General features: G+C 70.2%; 10 protein-coding genes. 6 read left to right on the top strand and 4 right to left on the bottom strand.

Translation table 11 applies throughout. From position 1 onward, the window contains the following. Nucleotides 1-5 precede the first annotated feature (5 nt). Nucleotides 6-500, bottom strand: a complete 495-nt coding sequence (locus U8525_RS29500; protein WP_374270048.1) for a GAF domain-containing protein — start codon at nt 498-500, stop codon at nt 6-8. Nucleotides 501-573: 73 nt separating this feature from the next. Between U8525_RS29500 and U8525_RS29495 the strand changes: the two genes are divergently transcribed. Beyond that, on the top strand, nt 574-1,305 hold the full coding sequence (locus U8525_RS29495; RefSeq protein ID WP_374270047.1) for an NAD-dependent deacetylase: 732 nt from the start codon (nt 574-576) through the stop codon (nt 1,303-1,305). A 4-nt stretch (nt 1,306-1,309) separates the two neighbouring features. Here the strand turns inward: U8525_RS29495 and U8525_RS29490 are convergent, their stop codons facing one another. Continuing rightward, nucleotides 1,310-2,491, bottom strand: coding sequence for a hypothetical protein (locus U8525_RS29490; protein WP_374270046.1), 1,182 nt, complete (start codon nt 2,489-2,491; stop codon nt 1,310-1,312). A 632-nt stretch (nt 2,492-3,123) separates the two neighbouring features. Between U8525_RS29490 and U8525_RS29485 the strand changes: the two genes are divergently transcribed. Both U8525_RS29485 and U8525_RS29480 read left to right on the top strand, forming a co-directional pair. Then, nucleotides 3,124-4,176 (top strand): EH signature domain-containing protein, encoded by a 1,053-nt coding sequence (locus U8525_RS29485; protein ID WP_374270045.1) that lies wholly within the window; start codon nt 3,124-3,126, stop codon nt 4,174-4,176. Nucleotides 4,177-4,269: 93 nt separating this feature from the next. Continuing rightward, the gene (locus U8525_RS29480) at nt 4,270-7,335 is read left to right on the top strand and encodes a poly(A) polymerase (protein WP_374270044.1); all 3,066 of its coding nucleotides are present in this window, start codon (nt 4,270-4,272) and stop codon (nt 7,333-7,335) included. A gap of 23 nt (nt 7,336-7,358) precedes the next feature. On the opposite strand, the gene U8525_RS29475 is transcribed toward U8525_RS29480, so the two are convergent. Then, nucleotides 7,359-8,534: a DUF6068 family protein gene (locus tag U8525_RS29475; protein ID WP_374270043.1), complete on the bottom strand. Its 1,176-nt coding sequence runs from the start codon at nt 8,532-8,534 to the stop codon at nt 7,359-7,361. Between the two features lie 380 nt (nt 8,535-8,914). Here U8525_RS29475 and U8525_RS29470 point away from each other — a divergent pair, with 380 nt between their 5' ends. Both U8525_RS29470 and U8525_RS29465 read left to right on the top strand, forming a co-directional pair. Next, nucleotides 8,915-9,688: a zinc-dependent metalloprotease gene (locus U8525_RS29470; RefSeq protein WP_374270042.1), complete on the top strand. Its 774-nt coding sequence runs from the start codon at nt 8,915-8,917 to the stop codon at nt 9,686-9,688. 3 nt (nt 9,689-9,691) lie between these two features. Beyond that, the gene (locus U8525_RS29465; RefSeq protein WP_374270041.1) at nt 9,692-10,495 is read left to right on the top strand and encodes a serine protease; all 804 of its coding nucleotides are present in this window, start codon (nt 9,692-9,694) and stop codon (nt 10,493-10,495) included. A 265-nt stretch (nt 10,496-10,760) separates the two neighbouring features. Here the strand turns inward: U8525_RS29465 and U8525_RS29460 are convergent, their stop codons facing one another. After that, entirely contained in the window at nt 10,761-11,393 is a 633-nt protein-coding gene (locus tag U8525_RS29460; protein ID WP_374270040.1) for a TetR/AcrR family transcriptional regulator, read from the bottom strand. Between the two features lie 96 nt (nt 11,394-11,489). Here U8525_RS29460 and U8525_RS29455 point away from each other — a divergent pair, with 96 nt between their 5' ends. Beyond that, nucleotides 11,490-13,184, top strand: coding sequence for an acyclic terpene utilization AtuA family protein (locus U8525_RS29455; protein WP_374270039.1), 1,695 nt, complete (start codon nt 11,490-11,492; stop codon nt 13,182-13,184). Nucleotides 13,185-13,206: the final 22 nt, after the last annotated feature.

Raw genomic sequence — 13,206 nt, 5'->3', positions numbered from 1 at the left:
GGCGCTCAGCCCGCGCGGTGCTGGAACCAGGACATCAGGTCCTCCAGCGCCGCGCGGTCCGCGTCGTCGAAGGTGTTCTTGTGCTCGGAGTCGATGTCGAGCACGGCGAGGAGCTCGCGGTTGCGGCCGAACACCGGCACGACGATCTCCGACGCGGAGCGCCCGTCGCAGGTGATGTGGCCCGGGAATGCGCTCACGTCCGGCACCACCACCGTCTCGCCCCTGGCGGCGGACGTGCCGCACACGCCCTTGCCGAAGGTGATCTCCAGGCACCCGAGCGTCCCCTGGTAGGGGCCCACGCGCAGCAGCTTCCCGGGCGTCACCACCCGGTAGAAGCCCGTCCACAGGTGGCCGAAGGCGTGGTGCAGCAGGCAGCTCATCGTCGCCATCGCGCAGATGTCGTCATCCACGCCCTCGAGGATGGCGAGCGCGTGCGTCTTCAGCTCGGCGTATGCCTCGGTCTTGGGCTGACCGCGCAGATCCAGGGTGACTTCGGCCATGATGGGGTCCTCTGTCCGGAATTCAGTCCCGCCCCTTCTAACAACCCCCGTGTCCGCTGGCACTGGAGGCCGTGTGGAACCGCTCGTCCTGGATTCGAAAACCCGCCTGCTCGTGCTCACCGGCGCCGGAGTCTCCGCGGAGAGCGGAGTGCCCACGTTCCGTGGCATGGACGGGCTGTGGGAGAACCACCCCGTCGAGGCCGTGGCGTCCCCGCAGGGCTTCGAGGCGAACCCCTCGCTCGTCTGGCGCTTCTATTCACAGCGCCGCGCGGGGGCGGCGGACGTGAAGCCCAACCCGGGCCACGACGCGCTGGTGCGCTGGGAGGAGCACCTGGGCGACCGCTTCCTCCTGGCCACGCAGAACGTGGACGGCCTGCACACGAAGGCGGGCAGCAGGCGCGTGGTGGACATGCACGGCAACCTGTTCCGCACGAAGTGCGCGGACTGCCCGCGTGAGCCCTTCGCGGACACCACGGTGCACCCGTCGGGCACGGTGCCCCGGTGCGACGGCTGCGGAGGCCGGCTGCGGCCGGACATCGTCTGGTTCGGGGAGATGCTGGACCCCGGCGACCTGGCGCGCATTGGCGAGTTCATCACGCGCAAGGATGGCACGCGCCTGGTGTTCCTGGCCGCGGGCACGTCCGGCGCGGTGTGGCCGGCGGCGGGCATCGTGGACGAGGTGCGCTCCGCGCGCGGGGACACGTGGCTCGTGAACTACGAGTCCGCCGCGAACACGGAGCGCTTCCACCACTTCGTCCAGGGCCTGAGCGGGCAGGTGCTGCCCACCCTGGCGAAGCTCGTCTGAGGGCCTACGGTCCCCGGAGGACCGTGAGCCCCTGGTTGGTGAGGACGAGCAGCATGCTCGGCGTCACGGTGGGCTCGTAGACGAGCTGGAGCACGCGCTGCCCGGAGACCTCGCGGACCTGGGCCAGCGTGGTGCCGTCCGCCTCCAGCCGCCAGAGGCCCGCGCCGTCGGTGCCGATGTAGAGGGCGCCATCGTCCGTCGCCTTGAGTGACAGGATTCGGTGGGTGGGCAGGCCCGCGAGCTTCGACCAGTTGCCCGTCGAGCGGTTCTTCGGCGTCAGCGCCCAGACGCCGTACTGCGCGCTGCCCAGGTAGTAGCGGCCCGAGCGGACCTGCTCGAAGGCGCGCCAGTAGTCGTCGGTGGCCTGACCGTTGAGCGCGTCGTTGTAGCTCTTGAACGACCAGGGCGTGGGGCCCTCCCAGGTCTGCTCGCGGTCCCACTCCTCCAGCTTGGGGCTGGGCACGAGCACGCCGACCATCTGCTCGTTGGCGACGAGGACGTCGCCGTTCTGCCCGATGCCCAGGCCGTGCATGTACGGGCACTGGAGCGAGCCCCACTCCGAGCCGTCCTCGAAGAGGTACCAGCCCGGGTGGCGGTGGCTGTTGTAGGTGAGCCCCTGGATGCGCGTCACGCCGTGGTTGGTGGTGATGTAGAGGTCGCCGCGATCGCGTCCGCGCGTCACGCGGGCGCAGTTGAGGACGGTGCGGTCCTCCTCGTAGTGGAAGTCATTGGTGTTGTGGATGCCCGCCTCGCGGCCCGCGTTCGACGCGCCGGTGCTGCGCCAGAGGTGCTCCTCGAGCTTGACGCTGCCATCCGGCTGGAGGCGGACCGCGTCGAGGTCGCCCTTGCGGTACTCGGCGAAGCGCTCGGCGGAGTAGCCCGCTTCCCCCTTCCAGGGGATGTACGTGCGTTGCTCGATGCCCTCCGCGCGCTTCATCTCGTTGGCGGAGTAGCCCACGTACGCGCGTCCGGCCTCGCCGCCGCAGATGACGGTGGACCCGGTCGCGAGCGAGTCCGGGCTGAACGGCTCCGCCGCCTGCCCGACGTTGGCGGTCCACGTGGGTTGGGTGTCGCCCGGGCGCAGCACACCGATGCGGCGGCCGTCGAGGAGCCAGAGGTTGAGCCCTTCATCGAGCCCGACGCTCTGGGGTTTGGCGACACCGAACGTGCGCGTGTAGTCGAGCACCGCGTCCGTGGGCCACGGGCCCGCGTCGGGTGTCTCGCCGGTTCCGGCATCGGGCTCTGGCGTCGTCCCCGCGTCGGGGGTTTCGCCCGCGTCGGGTGTCCCCCCATCTTCATCGGGAGGGAGCGTGCCGGCGTCCGGAAGGGAACCCGGAGGGGGGAGCGAGGGAACTTCGTTTCCATCGGACGGATCCGTGCTGGGGCCATCCTGCGGATCCACTGTTGAGGAGTCGTCGCTGCAACCCACCGATACCAAAGACATCACCAGCAATCCCGTCCCCACCACCCCTGCGCGAATACCCATTCCGTGTCTTCCTCCATGGGGGCTCCATGGCAAGACCCGGGCCAGCGGGGGCCGAGCGCCGTCGTCTGCCTTCTTCCGGGAAGGCGCGCAATATCCCGAGAGGGCGATGGCTCGGCGAAGCCAGGGCAGGGTATCATCCGTGTCTGGCTTTCTTTGTGAGCTCAATCCCTCGCGCTCGGCGAGTGGATGATCGGGAGCTTGAGCGTCTCGTCCGGAGACGACAGACGCAGGTCGTCGCGGCGGCGCTCAAGAAACCGTGGGCGCGAGACTTCTCCAGGCTGTCCCGCTGAAAGCGGCGCGCGGTACCAGGCTTGTGGCGCGAGGTGGGTCCCATGGCATGGGCTGGCTTCTCGACCAGGGTCCGAAGTGCCTGCTCCGGGCGGTGCGGCAGTGGCTTGGTGGCTGGAGCTCATCCGAAGAGGGGGCCTGGGTGGGTGCTTCCCATGCCCCTCCGAGAGGCTTTGGGGCCGGAGGGGCCGCGCATGCTGGCGGAGCACTGGCGGGCCCATGCCCTCGTGGACGTGGTCGAGATGCTCACGAGCGTTGGCCTCAGGCCCGGGACTGCCTACGCGGGACATGTCATCGCGGAGTACCTGCGGCAGAGGGTGAAGACCCGGCAGGATGTGTCGGAAGGGTTGAAGTTCCTCGTCGATGAGCCGCTGGGGCGGTCGTGGTTGCCTCACAACAACACGGATGACGTCGTGACGTCGGCGCCGCTGGAGGCCCGTGTCGCCGTGGTCGCCGCCGCGCTGGAGTGCTGGGCCTCTCGATTGCTCGCGCCTGACGTCCGGGGGCGGCTCGAGGAGCGGTTGATCATCCGGGACCATGTTTTCGGTGATCCCCGGTTGAGGACCTTGAGTAGGGCGTGGGACGCGGTGCGTGTCCTGGGACAGGCGGCGTTCGATGTGTTCCTGGCCGCGCTCATCCAGCAGGACCTGGAGTTCTTCTTCGAGCGGGCGATGCATGCGCAGGACCGACGGAAGTTCTGGTTGAGCTACCTCGGGTCCATCCGCCGGACCACCTGCTGGCTCGACCTGGCGACGTATGACTCCCTGAGGTCGAGGGTCGCGACGCTGCCAGTCGAACAGCAGGCCGCGTTCCGACGGGCCAGGCGGCTGCCGAAGGGGAATGTCAGTGCGTTCGAGCTGTCGTTCGACAGGCACGTGGCGGTGGAGTTCTCGAGGACAGGAAACGCCACAGGCCTCTACGAAGCTGGAGAGTCGACCCAGATGATGAGATGCGGCACGGTCGAGCATGCACGTGACCTCAGGCGGCAGCGTTCAAGACGGTTGATGCATGTCTGCGGGTGGCAATACCGCTTCGAGCAGGCGCTCCTGGAGCCGGGAATCGCGAAGGACCGCCAGGTGAAACGCCTGGGGCGATGATGCGTGTCAGGTGGCCCCAGATCCTCTCGTCAACGCGACGCGTGCGCGGCTGGTCCGGCGTGCCTTCCTGTACTCTTCGCCCCGAGCCCCGCCATGTCCCACGAACGTTTCACGACCAGCCGCGAGGTGTATCACCGCATCCGGTGGGACTCGCGGATCGACGCCCGCGAGTTCGTCGTCGGCTACGACGCGCACCGTGGCGCGATGGAGGAGATGCCCTTCGAGGCGTTCGTCCCCGATGGCGAGATTCCGTGGCACCGCGTCTGGTACTTCAAGCGCGGGACCCAGGTGGTGTGGGACCGCAAGGCGCGCATCGACCTCCTCGGCAATGCCCGGCCCGCGGTGGAGGCCGGGCAGCCCCCGCCCGTCGCGGTGCCGGGCTTCACCCCATGGCCCGCATGGAAGTTCGACGCACACTCGGGCGCGTGGGCCCAGGCATCCCTTGAGCCGGGCTCCTCGCTTCCCGCCACGGCCGCGCTCACCGTCGTCACCTTCAACGTCCTCTTCGACCTGTACGACGCGGAGTTGCTGGCGACCGAGCGCAGGACCCCGGCGGCGCTCGCGCTGCTTCGCGGGACGAACGCGGATGTCATCGCCCTCCAGGAAGTCACTCCGTCGTTCCTCCGGGCCCTGCTCGCCGAACCCTGGGTGCGCGAGCACTGCTGGCTGTCGGACGGTCCCGGCGCGCAGACCGTGACACCCTATGGCCAGGTGCTCCTGTCACGCGTGCCGCTCGCCTCCGTGTGGCAGCGCGTCTTCTCCCGGGACAAGCGCGTCATCACCGCGGAGCTTCGCGTCGCGGGGGGCACGCTGTGGGTGGCGACTCCGCACCTGACGAGCGACCGGGACGCGTCCGGAGCCTCCGCGCGCGCCATTCAGGTCGAAGCCCTCCTGGAATGGGCTCGCGTACTCGGTTCCTCCAATGAGACCGAAGCTCCGGATCTGGTGGTGGCCGGTGACTTCAACTTCGGCGACGGTGCGCCGGAAGCGGAGTCCTTCGCGCGCGCGGGCTTCGTGGATGTCTGGTCCAGCCTGCGGCCCTCGGAGGCGGGGGAGACGTTCAACCCCCGGTTGAACACCCTGGCGGCGCTCAACACCGTCTCGGGGCGGCTCCAGCGGTTGGACCGCGTGCTGGTGGCGTCTCCCTCAGGTCGGCTCGCTCCAGAGTCCGTGGAACTCTTGGCTGAAGCCCCCCTCGAGGGACCGCCCGCGCCCACGGGGCAGCCGCTCTTCGTCTCGGATCACTTCGGGCTGCGCTGTGTCCTGCGCCGCGAATCCGCTGAGTCCCCCGTGGGGCTCGCCGCGCGAACCGTCACGGAGCTGGTCCATCACACGGCCCTGGTGCTGATTCCTCCAGAGGACGTCTGGGGACCCATCCAGGCATTGCGAAAGGAACACGACGCGAAGTTCCAGCGGTGGATGCCTCACCTCACGCTGCTGTATCCCTTCGTTCCGGAAGAGGACTTCGAGACGGCGGAAGCCATCCTCGCGGATGCCCTCCAGGGGGTCGTGCCCTTCGAGGTGACGCTCTCCTCGTTCGAGCACTTCGAGCACCGCGCCAACGCGACAGCGTGGCTCCGCCCCGATGAGCAGCCTCCCGGTGCGCTGGCGGCCCTGCACGCGAAGCTCGTGGCGGCCCTGCCTGAATGCGCCTCCTCCGCGCACGGCGGCTTCACGCCCCACCTCTCCGTGGGGCAGCTCCCGCGCTCCTCGGACATCCCCCGCACGCTCGCTGATTGGCAGCGGGGCTGGCGACCGCTGAAGTTCCGCGTGGGCGAGCTGTGCCTCATCCGGAGGAAGGGCGACACACCCTTCGAGGTCATCCGCCGCATTCCCCTCGCGCAGCCGGTTCGTGCCGCGCCGGAACAGGAGGACACGCCGCTGCGCGAAGTGCTGGCCTCCATCGGCGCCGCCGAGGCATGCGAGGGCCACGCCGCCCGGACCGCGGCCGTGGAGCAGCTGCGCGCGCACTGCGAACGGATTGGCGCCACGCTGCTTCCGTATGGCTCCTATCTCCTGGGCACGGATGGCGCGGGCAGTGACGTGGACGCGGTCGCCATCGGACCGGCGAGCCTGTCTCGCGACGACTTCGCTCGGGCGCTCCTCCAGGAGCTTGCACCGGGCACGGCTCGCTACGTGGCGGACGCCGCCATCCCGCTGGTGAAGCTGTCGCTGGGGGACGTGAGCTTCGACCTGGCCTATGCGAGTCGCCCCGAGGGCGTGCCCTTGGAAGAGCCCCGGACGCTGCTCGAGCGGCATGGCTCTGAGCTCGACCCTCCAGGCCTCCGCGCCGTGCTGGGGTGGGCTGACACGTCGAGCCTGATGGACGCCGTCGCCCGTGACCGTGGACGGGCTGAACGGTTCCGGACCCTGCTGCGCGCGGTGAAGGCCTGGGCGCGAGCCCGAGGCATCTACTCGCATGCGCTGGGCTACCTGGGTGGGCTGTCGTGGACGCTGCTCGCGGCGTGGGTCTGCACCCGCGCGACCCCGGACGCACTGCGGTCCGACGCGTCGCTGCTCGCGCACTTCTTCGGCACCTTCGCTTCCTGGCCGTGGCCCCAGCCGGTGACACTCACCCCCGAGACGGCGCGCTACCGGCCCGAAGGCAAGCGGGACCTCCTGCCTGTCATTGCTCCCGCGCTTCCGGCTCGAAACACCGCGCGCAACGTGTCCCGGTCCACGTCCCGCGTCCTCCGCGAGGAGCTGCTCCGGGCCCGCGAGCTCGTGGCCCACGCTCGGGCTTCGGGGACCGCTTCGGCCTGGTCAGCGCTCTTCCAGCCCCTGGCCGCCAGCGAGCTCCCGCCGGTCGCCTTGCGGCTGTCCGCGGAAGCCGCCTCTGCCGAGGAGCGGGAGATCGTCGCGGGGTGGATCCTCGGGCATGTCACGGCCCTGGTGTACCGGCTGGAAGGTGACCGGCGTCTCTCCGTGCGTCCGCTCCAACCGTCACAGGCTGGAGGAGCGCTGCTCATCGGGCTGGCGGTGCGCGATGCGCGCGATGCGGCGGCGTTGACCTGGCAGCCGTCGAGCCCACTGTTCGCGGCCGTGGAGGCGTTCCGCGCGTCCTTCCAGGAATGGACGCACCGCCCTGCCGGCGCGGTGCTCCAGGTCGAGTGGGTGCGCGGCAACGACAGCGCACGGAGCGACACCCCCGCCCCGTAGCGCGGGTCCTCCCGGTACCGCCGTTACTTCGAGCCCGCGAGCCACGAACCCCAACGCACGATTCGCGTGCCGCCCTCCGACTCGCGCTGGCCTTCCGCCACCACGCGCTCGGTGCTGTTGGCGAGCGGCTGGAAGCGCGCCTCGTAGGGCAGGCCCGCGAGCCCCGGCGCCCACGGGTCGGCCGCGTAGGTCTGCGTGAAGACGCGCTCGGTGCCTTCGACGTTCTCCTGGCTCTGCTCGGTCAGGGCCGGCACGTCGTGGCCCTCCGCGCTGAACGTGCCCTTCGTGCCGGAGGCCGCCGCGGCGGGCGGCCAGTCTCCCGCGGCCAGCACCTCCCACGGCATCCCCAGCAGCAGCTCCTCCAGGGGCTCCGGCTCGGCCTGCGAGAAGTCGGAGCAGGGGGCGGCGTTGGCCTCGACGGGGCCTTCGGTGCGCAGGAGGTAGCCGCGCTCGGCGCTGAAGCACACGCGCTGCACGCCGGGCGCGGGGCCCACGTCTACGTTGCGCTCGTAGTACGCGCCCGGGCCCAGCGGTCGCTCCAGCGCGGGCACGGGGGCGTTGGCCTCCGTCGAGCCCTCACGGACCTCGAGCAGCGTCAGCTGGACGCCGCCTGGGACGCGGAAGCCCGCGGACTCCGTGCCCGCTTCAATCAGACCGCGCGTGAGGTACAGCGGCCCCGGAGTGTTGGCGTACACGCGCGTGCGCAGGGGACCGTCGAAGGAGCGCTGGTCGCTGACGTAGCGCACGGCTTCCCAGGTCCGTCCTGCCTTGGAGGCGACCTCGGCGGTGGCCGTGCCCCCATACGGCACATCGAGCGGGCGCGTCATGTTCGAGCGCACGGGGATGAGCAGCTCCTGCGCCAGCCGCGCCTTTGACAGCGGCCTGCCGCTCTCATCACTGAAGGCCACGCGCACCCATACCCAGGGCTGCTGCACGGCCACCACCTCCAGGGTCAGCTGGCCCTGGAGCGTGCGCGCGGTGCCACCAGCGCGAGGCTCGGGGCCCTGCGTCGCGCTGAAGGAGTAGTGGACTCCATCGCCCACGCGTGCGCGCGCCCAGCCTTCGGCGGCCTGCACCGCCGCCGAATCATGGGTCCGCGTGTCGGAAGGGGAGGGGCCGCTGGACTTCGTGCTCTCGCAGCCGGGGAGGAACGACAGGGCCGCGCCCAACAGCGCGGCGAACGGGAGGGATGGGCGCATGGACATGGGACACGAAATACCGGGAGTGGATTCAATTCCCAGTGCTCACACGGGCGGCGTGTATTTCCTGAATTGTGGGAGTAAATGCGACCCCGGGGAGGGTGACTGATGCGTAGACACCCCTGTCCGAAAATCAGTGGGTCGCTGGGCGCCAAGCAAAAACCTCGTCACAACAGTGACTTGGAAGCCAGAGCGTTACGACTTGTTACGCTTAGATTCTTGGAAGCTGGAGTGCTGGTGCTCCAAGCAATTCAACAAAACCGGGTTATTCCCTCTGGGGCACGACTGGCCCGGCAGTTGCTCAGTGGCGGGGCAAGCTGTCCGCGGCTGACGGGAAGGTCAGGCGGCAGCGGATCTCCCCCGAACCAGAGGAACGACTCATGTTCAAGAAGGCGGCAGTCGTCGTGGCGAGCTGTGGTGCGTTGCTGTCCGGCTGCGGTAACGACGTTGAGCAGGAGAACCAGGAGATCGTCTCGAACCTGATCGAGGCCGGGTTCCCCGCGGACGACATCATGTTCGCTGACGGCAAGGTGTACGTGGGGCGTGACGCGGAAGTGAGCCTGGAGGCCTCGCGCGAGATGCTCCAGCCGGCGAGCAAGGAGACGCAGGAGCAGTACCGCACGACGAACCTGGTCTCCTCGAGCGTGAAGAAGATCTGCATCAACCCGACCTCCACGTTCAACAGCTACAGCCGCCTGAGCCAGGGCCTGGATCTGGCCATCCAGAACTACAACCAGCGCAACCTGAGCTTCACGATGGCGCGTGGCCCCACCACGGGCTGCAACGCGAACATCACCGCGACGGTCATGTCCGGCGCGGGCGGCTCCGCGGGCTTCCCGTCGGGTGGAAAGCCCTACGGCACCATCAACATCGGCACCAGCCTGCAGAGCTACAGCGTGGACGTGAACGAGCACGTCATCACGCACGAGCTCGGCCACACCATCGGCTTCCGTCACTCGGACTACTACAACCGCGCCATCAGCTGCGGCGGCTCCTCCAGCAACGAGGGCACGGCGGGCGTGGGCGCCATCCTCATCAGCGGCACGCCGAGCACCGCGACGGTGGGCGGCTCCATCATGAACTCCTGCTTCCGCTCGACGGAGACCGGCGAGTTCACCAGCTCCGACATCACCGCGCTGAACGCCCTGTACTGAACCATGGCGTCGCGACCCCTTGAGTCCTTCATGAGCCCGAGGGGTCGCATCCTCGCGGGCACCTTCCTCCTCCTGGGCCTCGTGGCCTGTGGAAGGGAAGAGGTGCCCGCGGAGGAGTCTCGTCCGGCGGTCTGTGAGGATGCCGCGGCGTCGCGCGTGCGTCCGCAACCGCGGGTGCGCGGCCAGACGCAGTGTGGCCCCACCGCGGACTTCACCCCCATCAACAGCTACCAGGGTGGGTTCGCGGACGTCGCGCAGGCGGCCGAGGACGCGGTCGTCCTGATTGACGGGCGCTGCACCGGGACACTGATTGAAGCGAGCGCGGGCCCCGTGGTGGTGACGGCGGGACACTGCGTCGCGCTCGGTGACCGGCCGCTCATCGTCTTCAACTTCGAGGACCAGCCCGACGGCGACCCGCTCATCACCGAGGGCACCGTCATCGAGCAGTCGCTCGAGCCCGACTACGCGCTCATCCAACTGGACGTGCTGCCGCAGGCGACGCCGGTCCTGCTGTCCAGCGTGCCTGGCGACCGGCTGGCCATCATCCAGCACCCGCGCGGAAAGCCCAAGGTCATCGCCGAGGGTGAGTACCTGGATGCGTGCGACTCGCTGCTCTACTACGCGGACCTGGACACCCTCGTCGGGAGCTCCGGCGCGGGCGTGCTCAACCGCCAGGGACAGCTCGTGGGCGTCCACACGGACGGCGACTGCGACGAGAAGGGCCGCGGCGCCAACCGGGGGTGGACGACGGAAGCGATTGTCGCGGCGTCACCGTACCTGGTGGACGCGGACATCGTCGCGCGCTGAAGCAGGGCCCGAGGGGAGACGAGCCTGCGCATGAGCACGGCGGTGCTCGCGGTGGGCTGCGGTGCGTGGCTGTCCGGGTGCGGGACCGACCTGGAGGCGGCGACGCCCCGGTGCGCGTCCTGGCGTCCCCCGAGTTGCTCCAGGCAGGTGGGCCCAGCGCGGGGCGGTACCGGGCGAGCAACGCCGGGGCACACGCCCGGGATGCGTCACTCGGAGTCCTCCTCCCAGCGCAGCGCTGTCGCACCGCTGCCGTCGCGGAGGGGCTTCAGTCCGCCGTCGCCGCGTCCTTCGGCGTGAGCTGGGCTTCGAGCGTCCGCGCCCAGTGCGCCAGGACCTTGCGGCGCCGCGCCGTGTCGTCGTGGAGCAGGTTCGCCAGCGCCAGGCCGCGCAGCAGGTCCAGCGTCGCGCGCACGGCGTCGCGGACATCCCGGTCGCGCTCATCCAACCCCAACAGCCCGACGGTGAGCCGGTGCACCTCCCGGCCCACGTGCGTCTCCAGCGGCAGCAGCAGGGCCTTCAACTCCGCGTCGGCCCCGGCCGCCACCCAGAGGTGCGTGGCCGCGGTGAAGAGCGGGCCGGCGTAGACGTCGTGGAGCAGGTTCAACAGCGGCTCGACGCGCCGCCGGCTCTCCGGCAGGCCGCTCGCGCGCCGCGCCAGCTCCTCGATCTGCTGGTGGAAGACGTACTCCACCGCGGCCGCCACCAGGGCCGCGCGCGTCGGGAAGTGGTGCTGGCAGGCGCCACGTGACACGCCCGCGCGCTCGGCGATGGCGCCCATGGTGGCCCCTGCCCAGCCCTTCTCCACGAGCACGTCGATGGCGGCCGTCATCAGCTTCTGCCGCGTCACCCGGCTGCGCTCCTGCTCCTGCCGTGTCGTACCGCCCGCCGCGCCGCTCATGTGGCCACACTGGGCCGGCGGGAAGAAAAAAGCAATCGTGATTGCTTTCTTTGAGGGTGGGGTACAGACTCGCCGCTCCCTGGCTGAGGAGGTGCGATGGACGCGCGTTCGCTGCGCATCGGCAATGCATCCGGCTTCTACGGCGACCGCTTCTCCGCGTTCCGGGAGATGCTGGAGGGCGGTCCGCTCGACGTCCTCACCGGCGACTACCTGGCGGAGCTGACCATGCTCATCCTGGGCCGCGACCGGCTGAAGAACCCGTCGGGCGGCTACGCGCGGACGTTCCTGCGCCAGTTGGAGGAGACGCTGGGCCTCGCGGTGCAGCGCAAGGTCCGCATCGTCGCGAACGCAGGGGGCCTCAACCCGGAGGGGCTCGCGAAGGACCTGCGCGCGCTGGCCACGAAGCTCGGGGTGGCCGTGAACATCGCGCACGTCGAGGGGGATGACCTGGTCGCCCGCGCGGACGAGCTCGGCTTCGGCGAGCCGCTCACGGCGAACGCGTACCTCGGGGGCTGGGGCATCGCGGCGTGCCTCGACGCGGGCGCGGACATCGTCGTCACCGGGCGCGTCACGGACGCTTCGCTCGTCGTCGGTCCCGCGGCCTCCCACTTTGGCTGGAAGCGCGACGACTGGGACCGCCTCGCGGGCGCCATGGTCGCGGGCCACGTCCTGGAGTGCGGCGCCCAGGCGACCGGCGGCAACTTCGCGCGCTTCAGCGAGATCGACCTGCGCCGGCCCGGCTTCCCGCTCGCGGAGCTCTTCGCCGACGGTTCGAGCATCATCACCAAGCACCCGGGCACCGGCGGCGCCGTCACCGTCGACACGGTGAAGGCCCAGCTCGTGTACGAGATTGGCGGTGCCCGCTATGCCGGCCCGGACGCGACGGCGCGCTTCGACACCATCGTGGTCGAGGACGTTGGCCCTGACCGGGTGCGCCTGTCGGGCGTGCGCGGCGAGCCGCCTCCTCCGGACGTGAAGGTCTGCCTGAACCGGCTTGGCGGCTTCCGCAACGAGGCCCACTTCATGCTCGTCGGCCTGGACATCGAGGAGAAGGCCGCGCTCGTCCGGGCGCAGCTCGATGCGACGCTCAAGCCCCGGCCGGCGGAGGTCCTCTACACGCTTGCTCGCACCGACCACGCGGACGCCCCGAGCGAGGAGCAGGCCACGGCGACGCTGCGGATCTCCGTGAAGGACGCCGACGCGAAGGCCGTCGGCCGTCCCTTCAGCGGCGCGGTGGTGGAGCTGGCCCTGTCCAGCTACCCCGGCTTCTTCCTGCCCACGCTGCCCGGCGACGGCTCGCCCTTCGGCGTCTACACGCCGGCCTACGTGGACGCGCGGAGGGTGCTGCACGTCGCGGTGCTCTGGGACGGTCGGCGCATCGACGTACAACCCCCGGAGGAGACGCGCGCGCTGGAGGCCGTCTCCGCGCCGCCGCTGCCCGCGCCGCTGGCTGTCGGGGTCACCCGGCGTGCGCCGCTCGGTCAGGTGGCCCTGGCTCGCAGCGGGGACAAGGGCGGGGACGCGAACATCGGCGTCTGGGTCCGCACCGACGAGGCGTGGCGCTGGCTCGCGCACACCCTCACGGAGGAGCGGCTGCGCGCGCTGCTCCCGGAGACGAAGGCGCTCAGGATCCAGCGGCACGTCCTCCCGAACCTGCGCGCCCTGAACTTCGTCGTCGAGGGCCTGCTCGGCGAGGGAGTCTCGTCCTCCACCCGATTCGATCCGCAGGCCAAGGCGCTCGGCGAGTGGCTGCGCTCGCGCCACGTCGACGTCCCGGAATCCCTTCTCTAGCGCCTTCGCACACCGAGGAAGA

The organism is Corallococcus sp. RDP092CA, from assembly GCF_041903675.1.
Taxonomy (GTDB): Bacteria; Myxococcota; Myxococcia; order Myxococcales; family Myxococcaceae; genus Corallococcus.
The sequence above is the reverse complement of the archived record's forward strand: the minus strand, read 5'-3'. Positions and strand labels throughout refer to the sequence as shown.